The sequence below is a fragment of the Paenibacillus sp. GCM10027628 genome, from assembly GCF_042676385.1.
Taxonomy (GTDB): domain Bacteria; phylum Bacillota; class Bacilli; order Paenibacillales; family NBRC-103111; genus Paenibacillus_E.
The window spans coordinates 931,691-956,429 of the sequence record NZ_JBHTHA010000002.1; the positions used below are offsets into that span (position 1 = coordinate 931,691).

23 protein-coding genes, 2 pseudogenes and 1 riboswitch are annotated in these 24,739 nt (G+C 43.6%); of the genes and pseudogenes, 8 read left to right on the plus strand and 17 right to left on the minus strand.

The window, feature by feature from the left end:
* Positions 1-39 precede the first annotated feature (39 nt).
* The 6 genes from ACFQZT_RS05105 to ACFQZT_RS05130 all read right to left on the minus strand — a co-directional run bounded on the left by ACFQZT_RS05105 (position 40) and on the right by ACFQZT_RS05130 (position 7,395).
* On the minus strand, positions 40-1,230 hold the full coding sequence (locus tag ACFQZT_RS05105) for a helix-turn-helix domain-containing protein (protein WP_379297190.1): 1,191 nt from the start codon (positions 1,228-1,230) through the stop codon (positions 40-42).
* A gap of 162 nt (positions 1,231-1,392) precedes the next feature.
* On the minus strand, positions 1,393-1,581 hold the full coding sequence (locus ACFQZT_RS05110) for a twin-arginine translocase TatA/TatE family subunit (protein ID WP_379297192.1): 189 nt from the start codon (positions 1,579-1,581) through the stop codon (positions 1,393-1,395).
* 52 nt (positions 1,582-1,633) lie between these two features.
* Positions 1,634-3,247 (minus strand): flavin monoamine oxidase family protein, encoded by a 1,614-nt coding sequence (locus ACFQZT_RS05115; RefSeq protein WP_379297194.1) that lies wholly within the window; start codon positions 3,245-3,247, stop codon positions 1,634-1,636.
* A 14-nt stretch (positions 3,248-3,261) separates the two neighbouring features.
* Positions 3,262-4,449, minus strand: coding sequence for an amidohydrolase (locus tag ACFQZT_RS05120; protein WP_379297196.1), 1,188 nt, complete (start codon positions 4,447-4,449; stop codon positions 3,262-3,264).
* Positions 4,450-4,485: 36 nt separating this feature from the next.
* Positions 4,486-5,862 carry a purine-cytosine permease family protein gene (locus tag ACFQZT_RS05125; protein WP_379297198.1) on the minus strand — a complete coding sequence of 459 codons (1,377 nt, stop codon included), beginning with the start codon at positions 5,860-5,862 and terminating at the stop codon, positions 4,486-4,488.
* A gap of 276 nt (positions 5,863-6,138) precedes the next feature.
* The gene (locus tag ACFQZT_RS05130) at positions 6,139-7,395 is read right to left on the minus strand and encodes an FAD-binding protein (RefSeq protein ID WP_379297200.1); all 1,257 of its coding nucleotides are present in this window, start codon (positions 7,393-7,395) and stop codon (positions 6,139-6,141) included.
* A gap of 253 nt (positions 7,396-7,648) precedes the next feature.
* Between ACFQZT_RS05130 and ACFQZT_RS05135 the strand changes: the two genes are divergently transcribed.
* On the plus strand, positions 7,649-8,029 hold the full coding sequence (locus ACFQZT_RS05135) for a MerR family transcriptional regulator (RefSeq protein ID WP_379297202.1): 381 nt from the start codon (positions 7,649-7,651) through the stop codon (positions 8,027-8,029).
* Positions 8,030-8,047: 18 nt separating this feature from the next.
* Entirely contained in the window at positions 8,048-8,809 is a 762-nt protein-coding gene (locus ACFQZT_RS05140; RefSeq protein WP_379297204.1) for an SDR family oxidoreductase, read from the plus strand.
* Between the two features lie 76 nt (positions 8,810-8,885).
* Here ACFQZT_RS05140 and ACFQZT_RS05145 read toward each other — a convergent pair whose 3' ends face one another.
* The 4 genes and pseudogenes from ACFQZT_RS05145 to ACFQZT_RS05160 form a co-directional block, all read right to left on the minus strand.
* Positions 8,886-9,548 (minus strand): class I SAM-dependent methyltransferase, encoded by a 663-nt coding sequence (locus ACFQZT_RS05145; RefSeq protein WP_379297206.1) that lies wholly within the window; start codon positions 9,546-9,548, stop codon positions 8,886-8,888.
* 213 nt (positions 9,549-9,761) lie between these two features.
* On the minus strand, positions 9,762-10,175 hold the full coding sequence (locus tag ACFQZT_RS05150; protein ID WP_379297971.1) for an SRPBCC family protein: 414 nt from the start codon (positions 10,173-10,175) through the stop codon (positions 9,762-9,764).
* Positions 10,176-10,205: 30 nt separating this feature from the next.
* Positions 10,206-10,634: pseudogene (locus ACFQZT_RS05155) on the minus strand (SRPBCC family protein); the annotation flags it as partial.
* Between the two features lie 30 nt (positions 10,635-10,664).
* Positions 10,665-11,138 (minus strand): MerR family transcriptional regulator, encoded by a 474-nt coding sequence (locus ACFQZT_RS05160; RefSeq protein ID WP_379297208.1) that lies wholly within the window; start codon positions 11,136-11,138, stop codon positions 10,665-10,667.
* 136 nt (positions 11,139-11,274) lie between these two features.
* A riboswitch (cyclic di-GMP riboswitch) is annotated at positions 11,275-11,358 on the plus strand.
* A 60-nt stretch (positions 11,359-11,418) separates the two neighbouring features.
* On the opposite strand from ACFQZT_RS05160, the gene ACFQZT_RS05165 reads away from it, so the two are divergent.
* From ACFQZT_RS05165 to ACFQZT_RS05175, 3 genes are all read left to right on the plus strand, one after another.
* Positions 11,419-11,586 (plus strand): hypothetical protein, encoded by a 168-nt coding sequence (locus tag ACFQZT_RS05165; RefSeq protein ID WP_379297210.1) that lies wholly within the window; start codon positions 11,419-11,421, stop codon positions 11,584-11,586.
* Positions 11,587-11,700: 114 nt separating this feature from the next.
* Positions 11,701-12,300 carry a TetR/AcrR family transcriptional regulator gene (locus ACFQZT_RS05170; protein WP_379297212.1) on the plus strand — a complete coding sequence of 200 codons (600 nt, stop codon included), beginning with the start codon at positions 11,701-11,703 and terminating at the stop codon, positions 12,298-12,300.
* A 69-nt stretch (positions 12,301-12,369) separates the two neighbouring features.
* On the plus strand, positions 12,370-13,584 hold the full coding sequence (locus tag ACFQZT_RS05175) for an MFS transporter (protein WP_379297214.1): 1,215 nt from the start codon (positions 12,370-12,372) through the stop codon (positions 13,582-13,584).
* 105 nt (positions 13,585-13,689) lie between these two features.
* Here the strand turns inward: ACFQZT_RS05175 and ACFQZT_RS05180 are convergent, their stop codons facing one another.
* From ACFQZT_RS05180 to ACFQZT_RS05195, 4 genes are all read right to left on the minus strand, one after another.
* A complete protein-coding gene (locus ACFQZT_RS05180) occupies positions 13,690-14,691 on the minus strand; it encodes a type I glyceraldehyde-3-phosphate dehydrogenase (RefSeq protein ID WP_379297216.1) in 1,002 nt (333 codons plus the stop codon).
* A gap of 34 nt (positions 14,692-14,725) precedes the next feature.
* Positions 14,726-15,289 (minus strand): NADPH-dependent FMN reductase, encoded by a 564-nt coding sequence (locus ACFQZT_RS05185; protein ID WP_379297218.1) that lies wholly within the window; start codon positions 15,287-15,289, stop codon positions 14,726-14,728.
* Between the two features lie 134 nt (positions 15,290-15,423).
* Positions 15,424-15,648 carry a DUF896 domain-containing protein gene (locus tag ACFQZT_RS05190; RefSeq protein ID WP_379297220.1) on the minus strand — a complete coding sequence of 75 codons (225 nt, stop codon included), beginning with the start codon at positions 15,646-15,648 and terminating at the stop codon, positions 15,424-15,426.
* Between the two features lie 260 nt (positions 15,649-15,908).
* Positions 15,909-19,406, minus strand: coding sequence for a collagen binding domain-containing protein (locus ACFQZT_RS05195; RefSeq protein ID WP_379297222.1), 3,498 nt, complete (start codon positions 19,404-19,406; stop codon positions 15,909-15,911).
* A gap of 256 nt (positions 19,407-19,662) precedes the next feature.
* Between ACFQZT_RS05195 and yjcZ the strand changes: the two genes are divergently transcribed.
* Positions 19,663-19,755: a sporulation protein YjcZ gene (gene yjcZ / locus ACFQZT_RS05200; protein WP_379297224.1), complete on the plus strand. Its 93-nt coding sequence runs from the start codon at positions 19,663-19,665 to the stop codon at positions 19,753-19,755.
* Between the two features lie 911 nt (positions 19,756-20,666).
* On the opposite strand, the gene ACFQZT_RS05205 is transcribed toward yjcZ, so the two are convergent.
* Complete coding sequence (locus ACFQZT_RS05205; protein ID WP_379297226.1) at positions 20,667-21,332, minus strand: class D sortase; 666 nt, start codon at positions 21,330-21,332, stop codon at positions 20,667-20,669.
* Between the two features lie 218 nt (positions 21,333-21,550).
* Here ACFQZT_RS05205 and ACFQZT_RS05210 point away from each other — a divergent pair, with 218 nt between their 5' ends.
* Both ACFQZT_RS05210 and ACFQZT_RS05215 read left to right on the plus strand, forming a co-directional pair.
* On the plus strand, positions 21,551-22,669 hold the full coding sequence (locus ACFQZT_RS05210) for a response regulator (protein WP_379297228.1): 1,119 nt from the start codon (positions 21,551-21,553) through the stop codon (positions 22,667-22,669).
* Between the two features lie 78 nt (positions 22,670-22,747).
* Positions 22,748-23,110 carry a response regulator gene (locus ACFQZT_RS05215; protein WP_379297230.1) on the plus strand — a complete coding sequence of 121 codons (363 nt, stop codon included), beginning with the start codon at positions 22,748-22,750 and terminating at the stop codon, positions 23,108-23,110.
* Between the two features lie 279 nt (positions 23,111-23,389).
* Here ACFQZT_RS05215 and ACFQZT_RS05220 read toward each other — a convergent pair.
* Positions 23,390-24,198, minus strand: a pseudogene (locus ACFQZT_RS05220) (glycoside hydrolase family 2 protein); the annotation flags it as partial.
* Positions 24,199-24,218: 20 nt separating this feature from the next.
* On the minus strand, positions 24,219-24,350 hold the full coding sequence (locus tag ACFQZT_RS05225; protein WP_379297232.1) for a hypothetical protein: 132 nt from the start codon (positions 24,348-24,350) through the stop codon (positions 24,219-24,221).
* Positions 24,351-24,739: the final 389 nt, after the last annotated feature.

Sequence of the window (24,739 nt, forward strand, 5' to 3'; positions counted from 1 at the left end):
TAATAACCCCCTTCCAACAGAAGGGGGCCATTTATTTTTCTAGTATAATTTTGCTGTGCGGTAATTTGTCGGGCAGCCATTCATATAAACTTTAAATTTCCGGGCAAAGTAGTTAGCATCTGGAAATCCGACTTGACGAGCTATTTCTCGGACCGTCAAATCTGTTGTCTCCAGGAGGTAAACCGCCTTTTCGATGCGAATTTTATTCACATATTCAATAAAACTGAGTCCCACTTCTTTTTTAAATAAATGTGCAAAGTAGTGGGTGCTTATAAAACAATATTGCGCGATTTGCGTCAATGACATTTTTCGATGATGGTTTTCCTTAATGTGGGCGATTGCCATTCGGATGACGGGTGACACTTCAAGCCCATGCCCTTGTTCCAATTGCTTTATCATTTTTCGCCAAAACTCGCATACTTTCTGGACATATTTATCATAACGAATCGTACTTTGCAAATCTTGAATCACTCTTGTACTTTCGGATAAAATTTCTGAAGCATTGCCGCCGAAATCATGAACAATCCTGCACAAGGACATAATGAGATCGAAAGTTTCCGCTTTGAACATGTCGACGCTATTCGTGTATAACTGAGCCAGTCGCTCCAGTAATATTTTTAAATATTGAACGGAACCTTCTTCATCGCCAATTCGAACACGTGCCAGCAATTCCATTTTTTCCTCGTATGCGACCGCTTTTTTCAATCGTTCCCCTGCAACTTTACGTTTTTCGTATTGAAAAATCATGCGATTCCCTTGAAAAAAACGATCGATCATCGATTCTTTGGCTTCCTCATAAGAACGATGCAACATGTAAGGATTCTCATAATATGTGCCAATTCCGGCGGAAACGGAAAGTCCCCTAGCATCCGTTACATTCTGAATGTCCCGAACCATAGAAAAAATTAACTCTTTATAAGTAGGATTTTGTGTGTTTTCCGATTTTAATTCCAAGAGAACCGCTAGTACGCCTTCCGATTCCCACACCCACAGAAAAGGGACGGTTATCGCTTCATGTAAAGCGCTCACTAATTTTTTACCTATATCCATTCTCCAGGAAAAAGGATGTAAAGCGGCTAAATCGGGATACCGATCAATCGAAAGAAGCATGACAACATGAGGAAACATAGTAATGTTCAGCTTCTGTCGCAGTTCATCAAAGTCGGATTCGTGTACTAGCGTACCGGAAATTAATAATTGGGCAAATGCAGCCTGTGAGAATTTTTCCATTTTCATCCCCCTACGAGCTGGACGTTTCCATTTTTCCCCTTTTATTTCGCTATGTAATCTTTATTACCTGCTCCATGAACTTAATAAAATATACGGAAGCTGACCAAGAAAAGCGGTTGGTCAGGTATTACACCCTGCTCAACCGCTTTTTACAAAATCATATCACTTACCTGTATCGATTTCATTGCGCGGTGTCTGCGTTTCATCATCGGCTGAGCCGGTTGTCGCACTTTTGAACTCACGGAACATTTTGCCAAAGCCGCGCCCGAGCTCGGGCAGCTTGTTCGGTCCAAACAGAAGCAGCGCAACAGCTGCGATCAAAACAATATGCCATGGGGATAATGCACCCATAAAGGATACCTCCTTCCTGATTCGGGAACATTCAATCCGGTCTCATAGCGTGTTAAACCGTTAACGGTGCCGACGCGCGAGAACATGCTACCGCGATAATTTCGCTAGCCGCACGTTGTCCGCTTTCTACAGCGCCGTTTAAGAAGCCCTGAAATGAGGAAGAAGTGTGCTCACCGGCAAAGTGACAATTCCCCTCTTGTACACCCTCATAGCCTGCAAACAATGTTGTCTGTCCGACTCTATAGTAGGAATATGAGCCTTTTGAATACGTATTACCCGGCCAATAGTCAAGGGTGACCATCCCATTCCACTTGGCTGTAATGCCTGGTAACACAGGTTCCAGTTGCTGAAGAAATTTGATTGCCTGGGAGTTCAAAGTCCCACTGTTCAAACTTGTCGCGACGTCAGCACCTGCAAATTCAACCAAAATACCAGTTGATCCGGCTTGCGCACGAGTGACCTCCCAGGTATCTTGGTAACCGGTGTCAGAAAATGATCCACCCGTACATCCCAAGTTATACCATGAACGCTCAGTAAATTGTAATTGCAGCTTTGCATTGACTCCCATCCCTAATTGGGTTATGGCCGTTTGTTTCAATTGACTGAAGCCGGTATTACTGAAATCTACGGAGTTACGCAGAATGGAGAACGGCAGGGCAAGCACTACGTGATCAGCAATTACGTCCTGGGTGCCGATACCTACCTTGAAGGTAAGCGTATACGTGGAGTCGCTATTTTTCTTAATCCTAATCAGTTCATAACCGGTCGAAATTTGATTGGAGCATTTCTGGGCAAGAAGTTGTGGAATCTGGTCATTGCCTCCATGGACATGATACTTCCCGTTCGATTTCCCCAGAATGCGCGGTTGCCCGGGCCCGAGTGGTCCTAATATCCAGATGAGATTGAGAGCGTTTAATTCGGTTGAAGGCGCTCCAAACTCGTTGGTATAAGTAAGATCCAGCAGTTTCCCCAAATTTGAGTTCACACCGCCCGGCACGTATTGATTAATCCAGTCTCTAACTGACATGTGATCCAATTCCCAACCACGCGCCGTATAGTTGTTGTACTGCGTGGAGGCCGCTTTCGAGTAATCACTGTGAATTTGTTGCCAAATTGCTTGCAGATCATTAGAAAATTGAGCAAGGCTATAACGCGCACCGTTAACATAATAGAAATCCTCTGTACCCGGTGGTTCCGCATTTAACACATCATCAACGTTCAATCCCAATTCTTGCGAGAGTTGCAGAATATCCGTATGATTCTGGTCGATCAATTCCCCGCCGTGTTCCGCAATTTGTCCGTTAGCAAAATCTCCGCGACGTGTCCAACAACGGCCGCCAATGCGGCTTGATGCTTCATATACCTGAGCGATCAGACCTGCCTGTTTTAACCGATACGCGCATGTAAGTCCAGCCAACCCTGCACCGACAATTGCAATCCGTGGTGTTGCAGCTGCATTTGCCACGATATTGCCAAAGCGCAAAAACGAACTCGGAATGGCAGCGATCGCTCCGATCGTCACTGCCTTTCTCAGAAACTCCCTCCGTGAGAAGGCTTGTTGCATTCTCTCCTCACTAACTTTTTCGACGGATATACCTCTCTTGGATGACTCTGAGGCAATCGAGACGGCGTCCAGCACTCTTTGAAACAACCGGGTTCTTGCCATTTTGGTTATCCTCCCTATTGTGACAGTAATTTAAATGTTGAATGAACGAACATTTTCACACCATTTTCCAGAGCATCCTCATCAATTGCAAACTGTGGATGATGAAGCGGATAAGTAATTCCCTTTTGTTGATTCCCGGACCCTACCCAGAAGTAAGTTCCCGGTGCTTTCCGTTGAAACGCGGAGAAGTCATCACCGGCCAAGATCGGTTTTCTTAGCTCAAGAGCTTCCCTGCCAAACGCTTCGCATACGGTTTCCTCAATAACTTTAGTTACCTGCGCATCATTAATAACGGTGTCATAACCGGAAACAAATTGGAATTCATAAGTTGCTCCATGAGCTTCCGTGATCCCTTTAATCACTCTCTCCAGAAGGGCAGGCAGGCTTTTACGGAACTCGGGATTTAATGTATGTATCCAAGCGACAATCTCTACAGAACTTGGAATGACGCTAAATTCTGTACCGCCTGCAAACTTAGTTATTGAAATGACCGTGCTATCTAGAGGATCATTGCACCTAGAAACAATGTGCTGCAGATTCGTCACAACCTGTGCAGCTACTGCGATGCTGTCAATGGTTTGATGAGGCAATGCCGCATGCCCGCCTTTGCCGTGGATGGTAAGATTAAAATTATCCGATGAAGCCGTCATAGGACCGTAAATGATCCCAATTTTACCGACTTCAATCTGGGGTAACAGGTGAATTGCAATTACGTTGTCTACATTCTCCATAACTCCTGCTGCTACCATCTCTCCGGCACCACCCGGGTGTGTTTCCTCGCCATGTTGGAACAGAAACCGTACCTCACCGGTGATTTGCTCTTTTAGACCTGCAAGAATTTTCGCTGTTCCCAGTAACATAGCCGTATGTCCATCATGTCCGCAAGCATGCATAACTCCAGGTGTTTGGGACGTAAAATCACACTCATTTTCTTCTTGAATAGGCAATGCATCGATATCAGCCCGGATAGCCAATATTTTCCCCGGTCGGTTACCAATGAGACGAGCCATCACACTCGTTCTGGTTGGACGAGAAACCTCCAATCCGCCGAACGACTGAAGCGTATCATAAACGAATTGTGACGTTTTTTCTTCATGGAAAGATAACTCAGGGTTTTGGTGAAGAAATCTCCTCCATGTAATCACATCATTTTTTACTAAATGTACAAGTTCGTTTAGTGTTTGAGATTGTTCTGTTTTCAATGATAAGAACCCCTTTCCAAAATTTACAAAGTCCGATTACAAATCAAGTTTACGAAGAATATCTTGGGGGCTGTCATTAAGCGTACGTTTCATTGGATAGTAATAAACCACTGCGGATACAATTAAGCCAACAATCCAAGCCAGATCCGTTCCGCCTAAATACTTGGAAATCGGACCTTCGTAAAGCGGGGAGCTTACAAAAGGAACCTCCACAAGTCCACCAATGATATAAGCCAGAATTGCGATCCAGTTATATTTACCATACTCACCGTTGATATCGAATATAGCTTTAACGTTATAATGGCTCTTCCGCAAGAAGTAAAAGTCTACCAGGTTAATAGATGTCCAAGGGACCATAAAATACATCAGTAATAGTAAGAAATCAGAGAAGAAATGCATGAAGTTATCTTGAGCCCCAATTGGGACTACCGTACAAACCGCCGTTATAAGAAACATGAGCCAAAACCGGGTTTTCGGTGTTCCGCTAAGCTTTGTAATCGGTTCCAAAGTAGCTATAAGAGACATAAAACCGCCATAAATGCCCACTGGCGCAGCAGCAATACCACCCAAAATGATTATAAGATTAATAATGATTGAGAAATTTGTGCCGACTAATTCGGTAAGTCCTCGTGTCGGATTTCCCTCAAAATCTTTAAACAAAGTTACCATTATTGCTCCAAAGATCATCATCCATGCGCTAGAGATTACGGTCCCGGCATATGTATAAAAGAATGTCTGCTTAGTCGGCGTGTTCGCTGGCAGATAGCGGGAATAATCAGCAACATATGGGGCATATGTAATCTGCCATGTTACCATGATACTCAGTACTAAGAAAAATATTGGCGCATTAAAATGGCCGATCGACCAGGCTTCAGCAGGCATGGGCATTTTCAGCGCAAGAATTGTAAGCACTAAAAACACGACTGCGAAGACAATGGAAAGATACCGATTGATAGAGTGAATTAAATCATAACCATATACCGCAATCACAAAAGTGATCAAGTTGAAAATCACGATCGCGGCTGTTGATGGCATAGGAATCATATTGGTTAATGAATGGCTGTAAAGAATGGCCCCCGTCGAACCAAAGCCAATGTACATAATGAGTACCAGAATGAGAGGCAGAATTGCTCCTATTACACCGAACTGCGCCCGACTCTGGATCATTTGGGGAATCCCTAGCTGTGGACCTTGTGCAGAGTGATACGCCATGAAAATCGCGCCAATGAGGTTACCGGCAACAATGGCTACAATGCTCCAAAATAGATTTAATCCGATTAGCACTGCTAATGCTCCAGTCACCACGGGGACTAGTTGCATATTAATGCCGAACCAAATTGTAAATAAACTTTTCGGGCTGCCATGTCGCTCATTTTCAGGGATGAAGTCTATGCTGTGTTTTTCCACTTTCATCTTCAATCAGTCCTTTCATAAGGAAATTTTTAGGGAATTCACTTTACTAAATCATACTAAAAAAGCGCTTACATTGCATCTAGCCAAACTTGTGAAAAGGTAGCACAATATTGCCGGATAAAGGTACTATCCTGGTTTGAAACGGTAAAAGTGGCCGTAATTAAATAAAGGAGAGGGGCTATCTTGCCCCTCTCCTTTATTTTCCACCGAGTAAAACTATTCCAGACCATTCTCTAACTTTTACATAAAGTTTTACTAAATAGAATTAGGAACCAATTACTCCATCAAATATTTATTCAAAAAATCGTTACGAAACTTTCCGTGCGGATCACAATGAAGGAGCAGTTCTCGGAAGTCTTGCAGCTTCTCGTATAGCGGCTTCAACTGAGCGGGCTGCATGGTAAACAGCTTCCCCCAATGCGGTCGAGCCTGGAAAGGCGCAAGTTGCTTTTCGATAATCGGCAGCACTTGTTTGACCGCCTCCCAATTCGGTTTCCATGTAAAATGGATCGCAACCGAATCCTGATTGTAATTAGGACTCATCCACAAATTATCTTTTGCAATGGTACGAACTTCAGAAACATAAAGGTGTGGCGAGATATGCTCACGTATTCCATTAAGCGCATTCAATGCCTGATAGGCATCTTGCCGCGGCACGAAATACTCGCTCTGCAGCTCCTCTCCAGCACTCGGAGTGAAATCCAGGCGAAAGTGCGGCAATCTCCGGTGCCATGGTCCCGCGATGCCCATTTGCTCGCTGCAATTCTCCGCTGTATGTCCTGGCACTGGATGCCGAGGTGAAGTTGCTAATCGCGCGCTGAAAAACTCAGGTGCCACCTGATCAGAGACTTGATCGGTTAGTTTCCGCTTTAGCCATACTTGATTGAAATTCGCATTCTTCCAATCGGTGAATAGGCTAACACTATAAGCACTGGAAAAAATATCGTCAAAGTGATCGTTTAGTTGCACTAGAGACAGATTATCATAAACATGCTGACTCATTTGAAATGTTGGAATCACATCCAGTGTGATTTTAGTGACTACGCCCAATCCTCCAAGTCCAACAATTGAACCTGCGATATCATGTTGCTCGCGGGAGAATACGACCTTGCCCCCATTCGCCTGAACGATTTCCATAGAATCAACCACTGTAGCAAGATTGCCATTCCGATCACCAGAACCATGCGTAGCCGTAGCGCATGCACCGGCAACGGTTATGTGCGGCAGAGACGCCAAATTATGAAGCGCATATCCATGGTCATGAAGGTATTCACATAGCTCTCCATACCGGATTCCGGCTTCAACAGTTACCTTATTTTGTTCAGTATCTAAAGCTATCACTCGGTTAAGGTTCTGAAGTGAAAGAAGGCTTTCGGCACAATCGGCGATGCTATTAAACGAGTGCCGTGTGCCAAGAACCTTTATTTGCTTACTGCGAGTCACTAATTCCTGTACTTGTTCCACACTTGTGGGAATATGGAGTTCAGAGGTACTATACCTGTAGTTGCCAGCCCAGTTCCAAATATTTTTCATATCTTCACACTCCTTTTTAGAGGCTCAGAGGGAAGCTCTCTCTTTTAAGCGAAGAAGCACCTCTAAGTAAAAAATATTCGTCAGAAAACGTTCATTACCTTTTATTGTAACGTGTAAAGATAGGCTAAACTGCCCGGTCAACGCCATTTGTTATTCCTTCGACAAACTAAAATATTTTTTGTTGACTTAAACTATGGTTTAAGTCGTATCATATTCCTGTCGACAATGAAAGATAAAATTTGGAGGCCTCCAGATGAAGTATTGTTCAATTAGCGAAGCTTCAACCATATTCAATATTCCAGATTCAACGCTACGTTATTATGAAAAAAAAGGACTACTACCACTAATCGAGCGTGATGAAGCTGGGAGGCGGTTATTTTCAGAAAATCAAATTACGCTCCTTGAAATTGTTATTTATTTAAAAAATACGCACATGCCAATAAGTAGTATCAAGCAATATGTTGATTGGGTAGTAGAAGGAGATAACACCACTGAACTCCGACTTGAAATGATGAAGAATCACAAGCAGGCTGTGCTAGCTGAAATTTCGCTAATGACAGAATCCTTAAATGAAATTGACGTAAAAATTACACGTTATACCAAACGCATTCAGGAAAGAAAAGAACAAAAATAATGGAGAAGAGGAACTATAATGAAGCTTTCAGGAAATACAATACTTATTACAGGCGGAAGTTCTGGAATAGGATTAGCTTTTGCAGAGCGCTTTATAAAAGCTGGAAATAAAGTCATTGTTTGTGGACGACGTGAAAATGTAATTCAAAATGCGAAAGAAAAATTCCCTAACCTTATTACTCGTGTAAGTGATTTGGATATTGAATCCGAACGTATAGCGTTGTTTGATTGGGTAACAGTGAACTATCCAGAAGTGAATGTGTTAGTTAACAATGCAGGGATCCAACAACGCTTTAATGTGTTAAAAGCGGATGCGAAGAACAATTGGAGTTATTTCAATAAAGAAATCTCAACCAACATGGAAGCACCTTTCCATCTCGCTATACTGTTCGCTCCATTTTTTGCAGCAAAAGAAGAGGCGACTATCATTAACGTTACATCTGGGTTAGCTTTTACACCGTTTGCGATTGCTCCTATTTATTCAGCAACGAAAGCGGCGCTTCATTCATTTACAATGAGTCTAAGACACCAACTGTCTGAAACGTCTGTTGAAGTAATTGAAGTAGCTCCTCCGGCAGTGAATACGGATTTAGGTGGATATGGGTTACAAAATCAGGGAGAACCATTAGATGCCTTCGCAGATGGAATTTTCAAAGGATTAGAAGAGGGTAAAAAGGAAATTGGATATGGTACTTCTGTGAATCGCTTACGCATGTCACGAGATGAAGTCGACGAATACGTAGAAAATATGTATAAGGCCACGAAAAACACGATTGAATAACGCGCCTAGCTAAAATATTAGGACCATTTAGCAAAAACATTGCCGAGATATTTCGGCAGTGTTTTTATACGCCCTTTTATTTATAAATATAGACAAATAAACTAATACCCTCTTGTTTGATATTGTAGTTCTTAAAAGGAGTTTCTTTTAAAAGTGCCTCAAAATCTCTTTTTGTGTAAGCACCTTGTTTTAGGAAAGTTTTAAATGCAAATTTCACAAAATGCTTGTCAAATCCTTGCATTCCTGTCTCTCTAATTTCATTATTAATATCTTCAGAAGTCGCCTCATAATTCATGTCAATGATTAGGGAGGTTCCGCTTTCTTTCAGCACTCGATACATTTCACACAGCGCCTTTACCGGATCCTTAAAGTTCTTGAATGCAGCACTGCAAATAATAAAATCAAAACAGCTATCTTCACATGGTAAATTAGATGCGTTACCTTCTTTAAAATCAACTGAAACATTTGCTTCTTTTGCATTATTTTTTTCAATTTTCACAAAGTCTGGACTTATCTCGACTCCTGTAACGTTAAACCCTTTCTTGGCGAGTTCAATCGATAAATAACCCGGCCCAGGTGCAACTTCCAAAATATTTGCACTTTTGCTGACTAAAGATGCAACTTCATTCGCATATTGTTGCATTTGAGTCATTCGGCTTTTGCGAGAATTCTTATCATACCACTTTGCAGTTAAGCCATAAATACCGACATCCTTGTTTTTTCGTATGTTTTTCATCATAAAAGTATCTCCTTTAAAATTTGATCGATTCCTTCAGCATCTTATCGATTTCATTATATGGGATCGATCGGCGCGTCTGAACCATCCGGCGGATGAAATGCATCTCCGTCTTCAGACGTAACTAAAACGAAAATCGAAATTGCAGGACGATGATAGCAAAAAAGGGCAGTCCCAAAATTGGGGTTGCCCTCCTTTTATTAATAAACCCATAACCTATTCGGAAAGCCTCTTTATGAGCGAACCGAGCCTGTCTAAATTTTGTTCATTCGCTTCTTCACAAATTGGTTTGAGCTTAATGTATTCTTCACTTGTTTCAAAAGTCTGCCGAAAAGTAACCTCTGTTCCATTGTCTACGTCCTCGAAAGTAGCAGATAGAATAAAGTGAGGTCTGGATTCATGCCTCAGCACAATACGGTCGGGACCGATTTCATGAAAAACGCTACGGTTCGGATAGTTGTCCCCGTTAGGACTATGCATTGTATATTCCCAAATGCCCCCAGGTCTTAAATCGAAAGAGTGGAAAGTATTCGTAAAACCGTTAGGTCCCCACCACTGGGCGAGGAGTTCCGGTTCCGTCCAAGCCCGATACACCAAATTTCGAGGGGCATCGAATTTGCGTCGAGACACAAGTTCAAAGGTTTCTGCGTTACTTTCGCCAAGGGATTTTCCGAGAAGATCCAGCAATACCTTAGTTCCATGCTCACGTTGTTCCGGTGTATCGTGGCCGTCGAAAAACGTTCCCTGTTCTGTAAATATTAATTTGATGCCATCGTTGGTCGGCTTAAATTCAATGGTCGCGATGGAAACCGACATCCGGGTTTCTCCTTGGTCCAAACTATATGTGTATACCAGACGTTCATTGGGAACGATTTCCTGGTAAGAGGCATCAAATGTAAAAACTGGTCCGCCTGGAGGGCCACCCCTGCTAATTTCTCGTCCACCGACGCGGAAGTCAAATTCCTCGGCAGGCTGGAACCAGCGCGCTTTGGCGTTCCGGTTCGACCATGCCGCAAACACCCGTTCCTGAGATGCACGGTAAATGCGCTCAATTTGGAATGTAGAGTGAGTCGTAAATCGTTCGTTCATAAGTAAATCCTCCTCCAAGAGATCTCATGTCTAATTATCATTTAGAAAATCGCCAAGTAGATCGAAATGGCGTTCCCAGTTCAGCCGGTGTTCAATGATATCCTTTTCGTGGCTCATCTTCATCGTTTCCAGGAGTGATATAAATGTACCAATTGAAGGCGGCTCCTGACGGTTCATTCGTTCGGCCAACCGTTCGAGTTCGGCCAGAAGCTTCTGACCGGTTTTTATATTTTTCCGGACCCGTTCAATCTGAATAGCCACGATGTCAGACGGGGTATACGAATGACCTTTCAGCACCGACTGAATTTCTTCAAGCGATAAGCCCAAGTCTTTAAGAGACAAAATTTGTTGCAGCCGTCTGATATCGGCTTCGTTATACAACCGATGACCGGTTTCGGAATGTCCTGACGGTGAAAATAATCCAATCTGATCGTAAAACCGCAAAGTACGGACTGTAAGTCCGGTCAATTTGGCAAGATCCCCTACTTTCCAATCCTGTTGCATAATCCCCTCCTTTCTTTGGTGCTAGCTGTTTACCGGTGTCTTTAGTATAAAACATGACGTTACGTAAGGTGCAAGAAGTTTTTAAAGGTATTACCTTGATGACTTCAAAAAATGTTGTATAATTTTAGTTAATAAAACTAAATAAGGGAGCGATGAAACCAGATCTTTACATGGGCACTTTGATCTGGTAGAGCTAATAGTGCAACCGACCTTCTTCCGTATGAGAGAAGGTTTTTTTGTTCTCTCTTTCTGTAGTCATGAATATTAGGGAGAGGTATGTATGAAACCTAAGAAATTAAGAGGGCTCGATGATCAACTTGTAACGAATCCAAATCATTTATCTGGGGAAGTATTTGAAGAAGAGTACATCATTCAAGAATCAGATTTTTCTGAGGAGAGGCTTAATCAACTGCTCTATTGGGTATTAAGTGAAGGGAAACAAGTATAAGGAGCGAGGCCTGCTTGCCGCTTTTTTTTAGATTGAACTTGCGAAGTCTGTTTTTATCTTATAAAATACTGAATAAACGTTCAGTATATCAGTCTGAAAAGTGGTGATGCATGAATGAATAAAAAGAAGCTGCAAAGCGAGCAGACGAAAAAGAAGGTAGCCGATGCATCCAGAAGTTTGTTTGTGCAAAAAGGCTACAAGGCCACATCGATCGAAGATATCGTGAAAGCAACCGGCTGCAGCGCCGGCAATATCTATTATCATTTCAAGAGCAAAGAAGGGCTGTTTTTATATTTAATTGAAGAATGGAACCGGGAGTGGGAAGAAACCTGGCTCGCCAAGGAACCGATCTACCCAACTACGATCGAAAAATTGTACGGAATGGCCGAACATATGGCACTCGATCAATTGAATCATCCGCTGATCAAAGCCGCTGATGAGTTTTTCAACAATTCAGAGAAGGCAACGGACGTGGAAGAGCGTATTAACGAGATGGTCAAAGGCTATCTTAACTTTAACCGGCAGTTGCTGCAGAGGGGAGTCGACAACGGTGAATTTGAAATCACGAATGTTAACGGACTCGCCATTATCTTGGACAGTCTGCTGTTCGGAGTAAGTGGGCACGCTCGAAGAATGGAAAGGGAGGAAGCGCTGGCGGCTTACCGGTTGGCTATCGATGTGTTTTTGCATGGTATTGGCAAACCATCCGGCTAGCCTTTTTTTTATCATTATCTAGAATGAATGTTCAGTATGTATTTGTTTATTGTTAAGGAGGAGTAAGAAATGGCGTTATTATTAAAAAATCGGGGGGCCGTATTGCTCCTGATGTTAAATCTTTTTTTAGTCTTTACCGGGATCGGCCTGGTCATACCGATTTTGCCTAAGTTTATGGAGAATTTAGGCATTACCGGCAGTATACTCGGCCTGCTGGTTGCAGCCTTTTCGCTGACACAACTTCTTTTTTCGCCGCTAGCCGGCCGATTGGCTGATTCGTTCGGAAGAAAACGATTGATTGTCACCGGCATGGTCGTGTTTGCTTTGTCTGAAGGACTGTTCGGGATAGCCAGTCACCCGGGGTTGCTGTTTGTCTCAAGGTTGCTCGGAGGCATTAGTGCCGCATTGATTATGCCGGCCGTAATGGCTTACGCGGCAGACGTTACGACGAAAGAAGAACGCGCTGCCGGTATGGGCTTTATGAACGCAGCCATCACAACAGGTTTTATTATCGGGCCTGGCATTGGCGGATATATCGCCGAATTTGGTATCCGCGTCCCCTTTTATACCGCAGCAATAGCGGGGATTATCGCAGCCTGTATCACTTTGTTTCTCCTGCAGGAGTCTCTGATTGTAGAAGAAAAGTCAACAGATCTTCCATCCTCTGCGAAACAACAGAGCAGTTTTCTTCTTCAATTGAAGTACTCCTATCGCGAGCCCTATTTTTTAAGCTTGATTATCGTGTTTGTCATGTCTTTCGGACTGGCCAATTTTGAAATTGTCTTTGGACTTTTTGTTGATCATAAATTTGGGTTTGAGCCTAAAGATATTGCCTTTATCATAACGTTCGGCTCAATAGCCGGCGCTGTTGTCCAAGTTTCAGCCTTCAGCTGGATTCTGAACCGTTTTGGCCAGAAACGAGTCATCTCAATTTGCCTTCTTTTTGCCGGAGTGTTTATTCTTATGACCTTGTTCGTTCACAAATTCTGGCTCATTTTTGCCGTTACCTTCATTGTATTTCTGGCGACCGATATATTGCGCCCGGCCATCAGTACCCAGATCTCGATGCTGACCAAGGATCAGCAAGGCTATGTTGCCGGTCTTAACTCAGCTTTTACAAGTCTCGGTAATATTGCGGGGCCTGCAGTAGCCGGATTTTTATTCGATTTGAATATCAATTACCCGTATACGCTCGCATCTATCATTCTTCTTATCTGTTTCGGCTTATCGCTGAGAATTGGAAAACGCAACCTACAGGATGCCGCTATCGGGAGGAATAATTAGAGCCCCGCTTCACGAAAAAAAATGCACCCGAGAATGTATTTGCCGCTCCATTTGGCTCAGCTCATACATCCCGAGATGCATCTAATCCGTCATCAATAGTCTAGCTTATGATTTTCCTGCAAGATAGGCGGCTACTTCAGCCAACCGCGAAGCATACCCCCATTCATTATCGTACCAGGTAGCGATGGATAATAGTTCACCTTGTACTTGGGTTAGAGGCAAGTCAATAATCGAGGAATGTGGATCAGCTACGATACGGGACGAGGCCCACTCCCCTTCCAAAACATCAAGAACGCCCTTTAACTCGCCTTCTCTTGAGGCTTCTCGAAACATATCATTAATCTCTTGTACGGTGCACCGTTTTTCCGTTATCAGATTAAGTTCCGCGATGCTTCCGGTACGGGTTGGAATACGGTAAGCTTTGCCTGTGATTTGCAGGTCGTTCCAAATGAATTTCAGGGCTTTGGCTGCACCTGAGGACGACGGAATGATGTTCTCGGCAGCCGCCCATGAATCCCGGCGGTCCTTCATAGGCTGATCCGTTAACGATTGCGTGTTCGTATACGAGTGTACTGTGGAGAATAAGCCGTATTGAATGCCATAGTTTTCTCTGACCAATTTGACTACCGGTGCAAGTGCATTGGTCGTGCAGCTCGCCATGCTAATGATTTTATGCTTTTCCGGATCGAAGCTTTCTAAGTTGATTCCTTTAAGTAATACTGCGTCGCAGTCTTCTAAGGTTTTGCTCGGACCGCTGACAAGCACCCTTTTGGCGCCGCGCTCCAAGTGCAGCTCAGCTACCTGTCGCGTAACGGCGCGTCCGGTACAATCAATAACCAGGTCAACGCCCAACTCAGCCCAATTTGGCAATTCACTGGCCGAATTTAAATACCGAATCTCCCGGTCACCTATCACGATTGCGCCTTCATGGGCTGATACATTCTCATGCCAACGCTTGTAATTTGTATCCACTTCAAAAAGCGCGGCAAGCGTAGCTTCATCTTTAATATCTGAGATGGAAAAAGGGACAAACAAATTTTGTTGCAATGCCGCCCGAAGGAGCTGTCTTCCGATACGTCCAAATCCAAAAACCGCAATTTTACCCATAATAGCCTCCATATATATTAGATTAGTATCCTTACTACTCATTCAGCCGTTGTACCTGGTCAATCCATTGCATAAATAATTGTACATAACGCTGCAAATATTTGCGTGTCGTTTCATCTGTGAGCTTACGAGTATTTGAATCAATCTTGTCCATCACTTGAGATATATACATTTTTTGAACGGGCATAACATATGACTGGGTGGCGTCCAACGTTTGCCTAATTTGCTGCTGTGAAAGAATCGTTCCTTTTGCGCCAGGCGTTGCACCTATCACACCTGCAGGCTTATGAATGAGAACGGCTGTTTTAGTTGGTGTCGATGCCCAGTCCAGTGCATTTTTCAGTACACCCGGTATTCCTGAGTTGTACTCCGGGCTAACGATAATGATGCCATCCGTCTGTTGAATCAGCTCGCGATAATGCACAACTGGATCCGGCCCTTCTCCATGATCCAAATCCGCGTTATACAAGGGAAGATTCGCAATAGATATGAATTCATATTCTGCGGAATCTACAAGTTCCGGGATCGTATTCGCAATCATTTGATTAAACGAATTTTCCCTCAAACTACCTACAATAATCCCTATTCTTTTTGACATCAGCCAACCTCCGGCATTCATTCTCATGTAATCATACAACACTTTCCATATTTTGTGTGGAATAACTTTACGTTAGGGAGCCTTCTCAACTATCTCAATTTTTATATTCTTAATATTAAGATATATGGCAAAAATTACTGGTAATTATGCACTTTCTCGTTAACAAGCTTTTTAGGCGTAACATCGTTCCCTAACTCATCGATAATAGAAACATTTAACAGCGTCGATAAGACTTGCCCGCGCAAAATTTGTAAATATTGCTTGCGAAGTGCTACCTGTTCCGCTCTCTCGGTGTCCGATAGACCTATGCTGCGTTCAATTCTGCTCAATTCATTAATGCGGTTCAAAATCGGAATCATTCCCTTTACCTCCTCGAATTCGTTTTATCATTATCTTGAATTAATTTATCTTAAATTTAAGATATTATAAATTAAGATAATTGTCAATAGCTTCTTTTCATCACTTTCTCTCCGTATGATAAACCATTTTGTCATGACAGACTCTGCAATTCTTCAATTCAAAGCATACCTGATCAGGGCACTACCGTCACTTTTCAGCTCCCACAATAAGGAATGAACCAAAAAGATAGCCCGCCGGATATCTCCGGCAGGCTTTAATTTTATTTCTTCTTCCATACTCTTTTTCTCAGCATGACTCCCGCAAGGATCAGCGCAAGACCGGCTATCTCTACATATAAATGGCTGGGTTCACCTGTTTTCGGAAGTGTTTGTCCTGGTATTCCTTTAGCCGTTAAAGTTCCGAGAGGAATGTCTTGAACAACAATATCAATGATTGTTTCCGTTTCATTGCCATTTTGATCTTTTAAAACAATAGTGATGTTATCTTTACCAATATAGCCTTGGTCTGGCTTATAGGTCCAGCTTCCATCCGGATCAATGTTTGCCTTACCGTGCTCCGGCGGTTTGCCTATGGATGGAATGGTTCCCTTTGGAACTTCAATTTTACCGTCAATCTGCGTATCCTTATCCGTTGTTCGTTCATGATTATCCGGTTTAGGCGTCGGAGTTGCCGACGGACTTGGCGCTGGCGTTGCCGATGGTGTCGGCACTGGTGTTGGTTTCGACTCACCCGACGGACTCGGCGTCGGCGTTACCACCGGAGTCGGTGTTGGTGTTACCACTGGCGTTACTGGCGGTGTTACTGGCGGCGTTACCGGCCCAGCCACCTTCGTATTCGAAACATTTAAAGTAATACCTGCCGCCGAATTAACCGTTACCGGGTGTTCGCTTGCATCGAGCGCGTATCCAGACGGAGCCGCTGTTTCTTTTACTACATAGTCTCCTGCCAATAACTTCTTGAATACGACTGTACCGGTCGCATCCGTTGTCAGGGTACTGATCAATGAGCGGGTAGAACCTGACTTCCGATATAGATCAAATGTTGCCCCGTTAAGCAGTATTCCATTATCGGCCGAATCCACTTTCTTAACCGTCAACGAGCCTCTGATACCGCTGCCTGTGCCAGATCCGCTGGAAACTCCGACCACAATACTTTTGGTCGTATCTTTGGTCACACTAGTCACATTGTTGCCGCTAAAGCTGACTTTATTGGAGACAGTTTCCTTATCGCCTGCAACGATCAATGATTGATACTCCAGAACATACGCCGTTTTAATCTCATGCAGGAAGTTCAATTCAAAGGTCTGTTTGCCGTCATCGTCCGTGATGATTGCAACCGTATAATCCGTACCTTTTGTTAATTCTGCACCTTTTGTCACATCGCCGTTGGCTGCAACTGTAGTAGCAAATAAATGGAACGAACCGGGAAGCAGCAATTGGTTTTCAGTTGGCGTATCCACAATTTTTGCATCCGATACCGTTGATTGTCCGCGATTGATATTAATCGTCCAGTTGATTTTGTCCCCGTCCTGCACACCGTTCTTGTTGACATACTCGCCCCCTTTGGGGATGGCCACACTCGCCGTCAGGTTACCGGAAACTGGAGCAGAACCGTCAAGTAGTCTTGCCGTATTATCTACTTTATCTCCAATCAGTTTGCTGTCCAGACTTGTTTTAAAGACAATGTAATACGGAGAGGAAATGGGTTGAACGAAAGTCACAACCAGTTTATTGCCGCTTTCGACCGTGTACGTATAGTTGGCGCTATCAACAACCGTCCCTTGAGACGGATCACCGTTCGCAGGAATCGTCATATTATACAAAACCAAAGAATTGGCGACCAATTGTTGACCCGACTCCAGAACATCCTCAACCTTGGCCCCGGCAAGCATTTTACTATTGTAGTTGACACCAATCGTCCATGTCAGCTGTTTAGAGCTTGCGTTGTAAGAACCATTCTTGAATCCGTTATTCATTACTTCATTTCTAGGAGTAAACGTTGAGGTTACGGTTTTGGTTTGTGCATTTAAAGAACTGTCGATCCAATCTATCTTCGCATTATTAATAAAATTGGTCGTGCTGCCGACAGGACTGATCCAATCGTTATTGAATTCGGTTGAGTAGCTAATGGTAACTGGCCCGGATAACGGCTTGTTGAAATTTATTTGGAAGCCTTGATCAATCGCAGAATCGTCTACTGTGTAGTCAGTAGGACTCATCGGCGTGGCTCCCTCTTTTACAGTCAATGAAGCCGGAACGAGGTGAAGTCCCTTATTCGGGAACACATCCGTAATCACAACGTTATTCATCGTTTGGCTGTCACCGTTAACGGTAATATTCCATGCTACCGTCTTGGCATTATAATTAATTGCTCCCACATTCTTGACAATGACCACTTGGTTCATCCCTTGAGTGGCCGTATCGCTATTCCCACCGCCGGACGTTACTTTGTTCGTAATCGTAGCATTGTCGATAACACGTTGAATGGCCTTGGTTTGGTACGTAATTTTGTACGCGGATGAAATCGGATTATTGAATTGCAGCTTGAATCCGCTTTGGTTGGTTCCGGTTGCTGTACTTACCGTATACTGAGCGCCGGGCAACTCACCGCCCAACGATTCGACTCCAGACGAATTTAGAGTAACCGGATATACATGAATAGATCCTGCAACGAGTTCTTCCGAATCGTTAAACAAATCCGTTAAGAAGGCTGCGCCTTGTGCAATGCTCTTTTCATTGTAATTGTACTTAATGGCCCAATCGATGGTTTGCGTACTGGAACTATAACCCGTAGAGGCTTTATCCAGGGCGGTGCCATGCTGCACAGTAACGGTTGCCGTAGCATTAACGGGAGCTTTATTGCTGCCCTCAAATGTTGCTGTGTTGATAAATGAAGTTTTATCAAGATCGGTGACAGGCGTTGTATATTGAACCCGGAATGCCGATTGAATCGGGCTGTCCGTAAAGCTCACTCTCAGTATATTACCCGTTGTGCTAACGCTGTACTTGCTGGCATCAACCAACGCCCCTTGGACGGCCGTTCCGTCCAGATTCATATCCAGATTATAAACAGCGACGGTAACCGGAACGTCCAGACCTGCAGGAATCGGGTCGGTGACTACCGCGTTCTGAACGGAATTCAGCGCCTTATTCACATCAACCGTCCAATCGATGTTCTTCGCATTAAAGCCTTGGGGCACACCGCTTTTACCTATTGTTGAAGTGACGCTTGGCTTGAAGCTGAGCGTAAAGATTTGTTCCCCGCCGCTAATAGGAATTTTGATAATTTGAGTCGTACTTCCCGTTATTTTCTGGGTGTCAAATTGTGTCTTGAACGTCAAAATTCCCTTCACATTATCATGGCTTTCCATATAGTCATTAAAGGTCATTGTGACTTGATGATTATTTTTATTAACGCTAAAAGTTCCTACATCCTCGTCTTCAAACTGAAGAGGGCCGCTGATATCATTGAAAAGCAGGAATTGCTGTGGAAGCGTGAAGGTAAATAAATCCCCGTTGTGGTAACCATGGCCGTTCGGCAAGGACCAGGTATAGTCCAATTGTACCTTGGAACCTTGTTCATAAACGTTTTCCGTTACGACATGGCCCGAACTGTCATATACAGCCATCGTAACGCCGTCGATAATATTGCTTGAAATTGTGGCTGCTTTTGCCGGCATCAAAAAACCAAACCCATATATGCCCTGCATAAAAATCAAAAGCGCAACCAGCAAAGCGCTTGTCTTTTTCTTTAACATTTCTTTCGGCACCTCTACCTTCCTGTTATTGGTTCAATTCATCATAAAGTCACATTTTGTATTGTAGGACTTTGAACTGAACCAAATCTGAACAGAAAGCAAAAAGAACCCGCATCCGGATTCTTTTTGACACAATTCTTATACGTTTGTGTGTTTCCTCAGTGTTTGCCTCACTATGATATACGTCCAAGCAAGCACTAAGTACCGAGCATACTTTATCTCGTAGTGAAAAATCACCTGAGGGGAATGAGTAAACATGAGCGGAGTAGGTTATGGCGGTTCAAGCAGCGCATTTGTCTTGGTTCTTTTTATTCTTTTGGTTATCATCTTAATGACTTTTTCAATCTAAGATTCATTAATCCAACAAAAAGAATATCGAGAAAAACAAAAACGGTCCTATCGCGGGGCAACCGAATGTCCGTGAAGTAAAAATGATCTTCGGGGAAGTAATATACCGTAATGAAAATTCACTTGAGGGGAATGAGTAAACATGGGAGTAGGTTATGGTGGAAGTTGTGCAGGGTACGGTGTTGGTACTAGCGCAGCATTTGTTTTGGTTCTTTTTATTCTTTTGGTTATCATCTTAACGACTTTTTCAATTTAAGATTCATTAATCCAACAAAAAAATATCGTGAAAAACAATAACGGTCTTATCGCGAAATATATGCGAATACAGACCGTTTTTTTTCGTTGTTGGGGGGGTGAATGAGTGCTGAGTGTGCTAAAGGATGTCCAAGCAATTGTATTAAAAATCCGTATAATAGTAGAAAATCATACAGATTTCATTAGGAGGTAATTGTTTTGGGTATGTATACTTCCAGTGGTGGATTTTCGGCTACTGATCTTGTCCTGTGCGTCTTGATGGCTGTTGTTTCGATGTATTATGGAGGACATGCTTTAGCCTGTAACAACCTTGTTCTATGCGCCTTGCTGGGTATCATTACAATGTAAAAGAAAAAGTCCTTGGGGTTCTTTCCCACGGATATATCAAGAGAATCTGGATTTACTTATAGACTAAGCGGGGCGAAAATAAGTTGTGGATCTTCAATTTGTGCATCCTACTTTGGTCGGATAGAGCGGATGGAAACAGATACATAACCCGTCACTATCATATAAATACAGAAGTTATTCCTGCCTTGATATCTTGTATAAACACACATGAGGATGCGGGTTCTCGCTAGATTTGCCTTTTTCGGTGGATAGCACCGGAAATATTATTTTTTACGGCTATAGTAGCATATGCATACCTAATTGACTAGTTTATCCTTTGTGTTCTAGCAATTTCCCTTTGACAACGATCCGATGCGTCGGATTTTCCATAGGATGACAGGTAATCAAGGTTATCTCCCGATCCTTGCCGTTGCCTTCCAGAACCCAGACATCCTCAGGGAGGACATACTGCTTGTCCTGTACTTGATACCAATATTGCAAACTCCCCGTATCTACTTCGATCCAATCACCGACTTCGACTTCGTCCAGCCTGTTGAAATTTTTTCCATATGTCAGGTTTCTGTGTCCGGCGATGGCGTAGTTGCCGACAGCACCCGCTTTACCTGTATGGGCAATACTGGCGACGGATAGCTTCAAGTTCTTCGCCGTCGCATCCGTTAGTATTGGGAGCTTCAGATTTATTTTATCGATGGAAAGGATTCCCTCGATGGGTTCCCCAGTGATCGCCAGTGCCGTTGGAGGTGGGGATGGCTCAACGCTTAGCGGCTTGTTTTCCTTCGTAAGAAAGGGAGTATCCATATTCACCGACTCCCCACTCGGTTCAGAAGCTACCGCATCGATATGCCCGAGAGTATTCTGCCATTGCTTCAATATTTGCTGCTGCCGGTAGCTCTCATAGCGATCATTGATCGTCGGGTATAGAAAAATCGTTATCCCAAGTAAAATCAACAACATCGGGAGTATTTTTCTCATCATTAGGGGTTCCTGCCTTAAAAGTGTGAAATGTCTCATTAACCGTCGAGTATACATATTTACTCAGTTAACCATACCCTACTGAACAAAAAATGAAATTTTCAACAATATGAAATTTCCACTCGATATTACCGATATATAGTCCATAAGACCTATTTGTTTGTATGAAATCCCAATAACGAATCAAGCAATGTTTGTTAGGGAAAAGGAGGTTATGAGAGATGAAAGCGATCATCATTGATGATGAATCCCTTGCCATTAAATTCTTGAGAAAACAACTGTTGGAAGTCGGCGGAGTCGATATTATCGGCACATATACTAACCCTGAGATTGCCGTGGAGGGTGTACTGGAGTTGAAGCCGAATGTCATCTTTATAGATATCAATATGCCTGAGATATCAGGCATTGAAGTTGCAGAAAGGCTCCATAGCCGCTTGCCGCAGCTGGACATCGTGTTCGTCACCGCATATGACGACTACGCTGTTAAAGCTTTTGAAATGAACGCCATAGATTACTTGTTGAAGCCGTCACATGTTGAGCGCATCCGGGTGACAATAGAACGATTAAAGCAATACCAGGATTGCAAAAAAAACATAACAACTGAAGCTCCAGCCCCGCTACTAAGATGCTTTCAATCACTGCAATTCGACGCGGGACAGCCCGAATTTATGACCTGGCGAACAGCCAAAGCCCAAGAGCTATTCGCCTATTTGGTTCATCGGAAAAATCGACCTGTAAGGAAAGATACGCTGCTGGAGCTTCTGTGGCCGGATTCCGATTACAAGAAAGGCTTAACCCAGCTCTATACAGCCATCTATCAGATACGCAAAACGTTGCATGCGATGGGAAGCACCATAGAGATTCAAAACGTTGACAAAGGCTATACCCTCGATCTCAAAAATACCCGGCTCGACGTAGAGGAATGGGAAAACGGCTTGCAGGAGCTGTCGGCTCTAGAGCCCGATACGTTATCCCGATATAAACGACTGCTCGAGCTGTATCGCGGCGATTATTTCGCGGAATATGACTACATCTGGGCGGAAAGCGAGAGAGAGCGGCTGAGGGCGCTTTGGTTCCAGCAAGCTGTTCGTTTAGCAGACTTCTTGGCGGCTTCCGACATGTATGCCGAGGCTCTCTCCCTCTACTACCGGATCCAGCAAGCCTTCCCTTACGCTGAAGAAAGCTACTGGGCATTGATGAAGCTGTTTCAAGCTCAGGGTGACTATGCATCGGTTCAAAGGCAGCACGACAGTCTATGCCTCGTCCTCAGCGAAGAATTCGGGACCCAACCCAATCCGATCATCGAGGAATGGTACCTTCAAAATATGATTCACTCTTAACAAGCACAATTTCAATTTATGTTCAGATCGTTCTGCTACAATTAGTTGATTGACCTATAAGAATTGGAGCAATGAGCGATGTCAAAAATAATGATTGTTGATGATGTATCCTATATGCGTCTACTGCTTAAAACAATGCTCGAAGCCAATGGATATGAAGTCGTTGCCGAGGCCGCGTCCGGGGATGAAGCCATTGAGAAATACGCCATTTATCGACCTGATCTTGTAACCATGGATATAACGATGCCAGGCATGCATGGGATTGATGCCACGAAGGTCATTATCCGTAAAGATCCTTCCGCAAAAATCATCATGTGCTCGGCGATTGCTCAAAAGGAATTTGTACTGAAAGCGATACGAGCAGGAGCTAAGGGCTTTATCGCGAAACCTTTTCAAACGCACAAAATTCTGGATACCATTGAAAGCGTACTTGCAAAGTAGTGACTTTTTATTAACATAGCCAAATGGTGTGTCGGCGGCGGATAGGCTGATTTTTGAGTTTATGAGATAAACTTCTATCGAGGTCTTTCGAAGATGAGCGACCGCGTTCAGAGGTAGGTTTATTCGCCAATAAGAATGCTGTTCCACGCGCTTTAGCGCTGTAAAGAACTTAAACATTCTTATGTGGTAAACAATAAACCGGCACCACAAATATCTTCGAGGTCCCGGTCTTTTTCAATTATTCAACTTCATTTAGCAAACGTGGCATTTTACCTTCATTTTACTAGCGTAATCAAAGGAGTATTGGTAAGCATTGGCCATCTCACCCCACACCAGAACGCCCAGTTTGTCGGCCCAATATAAATATCTCGGATCTTCGACTTTCTGATGCTTCCGCAGGCCATTAAAGCCCATGGCCTTGGTCAGCTCAATATCTTGGACATGGGATTCATCCGAAGGAGCGGTCAAAATCTAGCACGAGCTTCATAAAATAGGGGCGATTATTCAAACAAAGCTTTCCGTTCTCGACACTGATTTTACGCATGCCAAAGTGACTTTTGACCTTATCCGCTTGTGTGCCGTTCTGCAGCATGGTGAATTCGATATCATACAAATTGGGATGCTCTGGCGACCACCAACGACCCAAACCATGATCATTAAAATCATGCAGCGTAATCGTACGGACTTCTTCTTGTCTTCGAACAACAAACTTGTCATCCGCAACGACTTGCCCCTGGAATCGGATGATCACCTGCATGCTGATCTCACCCGAAGCCTGGGGATGAGGCCGTATAATCTACGGCCCCAAAGTGGAGGATCACACGCTTCCCTTCGAAATCAGCAGGCAGCTCAAACCATTTGCGATACCAGACGCTATCATGAAAGCCGGTATCGCCAATACCGCTCAGCTCGCTTTGAAAACAGAAGGGCACCTGAATTGTGCGGGTGAAAGCGTGCGATTCGTGCCAGCGCTCCTGATCACCGACACGCTCGTCATCAAATTCAAACTCCCACGCCCCGTTTAAATTTAGCCAATGGTTTCGCTCGAATTGCGGTCTTGGGTAGTCTGTTCTGAATGGTAGGCTCATCCACTTTCACCTCCTAATTTCTATACCACTGTTGTGTTCTTCACGACCTCTTCATCTTCCGGTGGTTTCTCGTTAACGACGTTCAGTTTGTGTTGCGCAACTCCATATCCAAGCAGAAAAAGTATAATAAGGCCAAATAACCACTTCTTCATTCATAATTTCCTCCTAAGCGTTCATTTACACTAGGATAAGGAAAACTATTTAAAAAGAATTGGGGTAAAAAATAAAATTTTCATTAAATTTACGGACATGGTTCCGACTACACATCCCGATGCTATGGACCCTTTACCGGTTGCTTTTGATTATACCATCTTTCATATCTGAGCGAGAGGCGTTCCAACCGTACACGGCCTTCGTCTGGATCTATACTAGAATTCTTCGAAATCGGAACACATAAGAGACCGGAACACCCTAATAATTCAAGGGGGCCCGGTCTCTTGATAATTGTATGATCGATTCAACAGTTCATCAGCCTCGGTGCCGAGGATATCGATCAACGTGATCTCATTCCCCTCTTTGTCCGTTCCGATGGGAACGCAGA

Excerpts from the sequence above, each read along its gene's own strand:
- ACFQZT_RS05225 (WP_379297232.1), bottom strand. The coding sequence starts at position 24,350 with ATGAAGAAGTGGTTATTTGGCCTTATTATACTTTTTCTGCTTGGATAT.
- ACFQZT_RS05190 (WP_379297220.1), bottom strand. The coding sequence starts at position 15,648 with ATGATTCCGATTTTGAACCGCATTAATGAATTGAGCAGAATTGAACGC.
- ACFQZT_RS05185 (WP_379297218.1), bottom strand. The coding sequence starts at position 15,289 with ATGTCAAAAAGAATAGGGATTATTGTAGGTAGTTTGAGGGAAAATTCG.
- yjcZ (WP_379297224.1), top strand. The coding sequence starts at position 19,663 with ATGAGCGGAGTAGGTTATGGCGGTTCAAGCAGCGCATTTGTCTTGGTT.
- ACFQZT_RS05125 (WP_379297198.1), bottom strand. The coding sequence starts at position 5,862 with ATGAAAGTGGAAAAACACAGCATAGACTTCATCCCTGAAAATGAGCGA.
- ACFQZT_RS05130 (WP_379297200.1), bottom strand. The coding sequence starts at position 7,395 with ATGAAAAATATTTGGAACTGGGCTGGCAACTACAGGTATAGTACCTCT.
- ACFQZT_RS05145 (WP_379297206.1), bottom strand. The coding sequence starts at position 9,548 with ATGATGAAAAACATACGAAAAAACAAGGATGTCGGTATTTATGGCTTA.
- ACFQZT_RS05215 (WP_379297230.1), top strand. The coding sequence starts at position 22,748 with ATGTCAAAAATAATGATTGTTGATGATGTATCCTATATGCGTCTACTG.
- ACFQZT_RS05110 (WP_379297192.1), bottom strand. The coding sequence starts at position 1,581 with ATGGGTGCATTATCCCCATGGCATATTGTTTTGATCGCAGCTGTTGCG.
- ACFQZT_RS05195 (WP_379297222.1), bottom strand. The coding sequence starts at position 19,406 with ATGTTAAAGAAAAAGACAAGCGCTTTGCTGGTTGCGCTTTTGATTTTT.
- ACFQZT_RS05105 (WP_379297190.1), bottom strand. The coding sequence starts at position 1,230 with ATGGAAAAATTCTCACAGGCTGCATTTGCCCAATTATTAATTTCCGGT.
- ACFQZT_RS05180 (WP_379297216.1), bottom strand. The coding sequence starts at position 14,691 with ATGGGTAAAATTGCGGTTTTTGGATTTGGACGTATCGGAAGACAGCTC.
- ACFQZT_RS05210 (WP_379297228.1), top strand. The coding sequence starts at position 21,551 with ATGAAAGCGATCATCATTGATGATGAATCCCTTGCCATTAAATTCTTG.
- ACFQZT_RS05170 (WP_379297212.1), top strand. The coding sequence starts at position 11,701 with ATGAATAAAAAGAAGCTGCAAAGCGAGCAGACGAAAAAGAAGGTAGCC.
- ACFQZT_RS05165 (WP_379297210.1), top strand. The coding sequence starts at position 11,419 with ATGAAACCTAAGAAATTAAGAGGGCTCGATGATCAACTTGTAACGAAT.
- ACFQZT_RS05115 (WP_379297194.1), bottom strand. The coding sequence starts at position 3,247 with ATGGCAAGAACCCGGTTGTTTCAAAGAGTGCTGGACGCCGTCTCGATT.
- ACFQZT_RS05205 (WP_379297226.1), bottom strand. The coding sequence starts at position 21,332 with ATGATGAGAAAAATACTCCCGATGTTGTTGATTTTACTTGGGATAACG.
- ACFQZT_RS05135 (WP_379297202.1), top strand. The coding sequence starts at position 7,649 with ATGAAGTATTGTTCAATTAGCGAAGCTTCAACCATATTCAATATTCCA.
- ACFQZT_RS05140 (WP_379297204.1), top strand. The coding sequence starts at position 8,048 with ATGAAGCTTTCAGGAAATACAATACTTATTACAGGCGGAAGTTCTGGA.
- ACFQZT_RS05160 (WP_379297208.1), bottom strand. The coding sequence starts at position 11,138 with ATGCAACAGGATTGGAAAGTAGGGGATCTTGCCAAATTGACCGGACTT.
- ACFQZT_RS05175 (WP_379297214.1), top strand. The coding sequence starts at position 12,370 with ATGGCGTTATTATTAAAAAATCGGGGGGCCGTATTGCTCCTGATGTTA.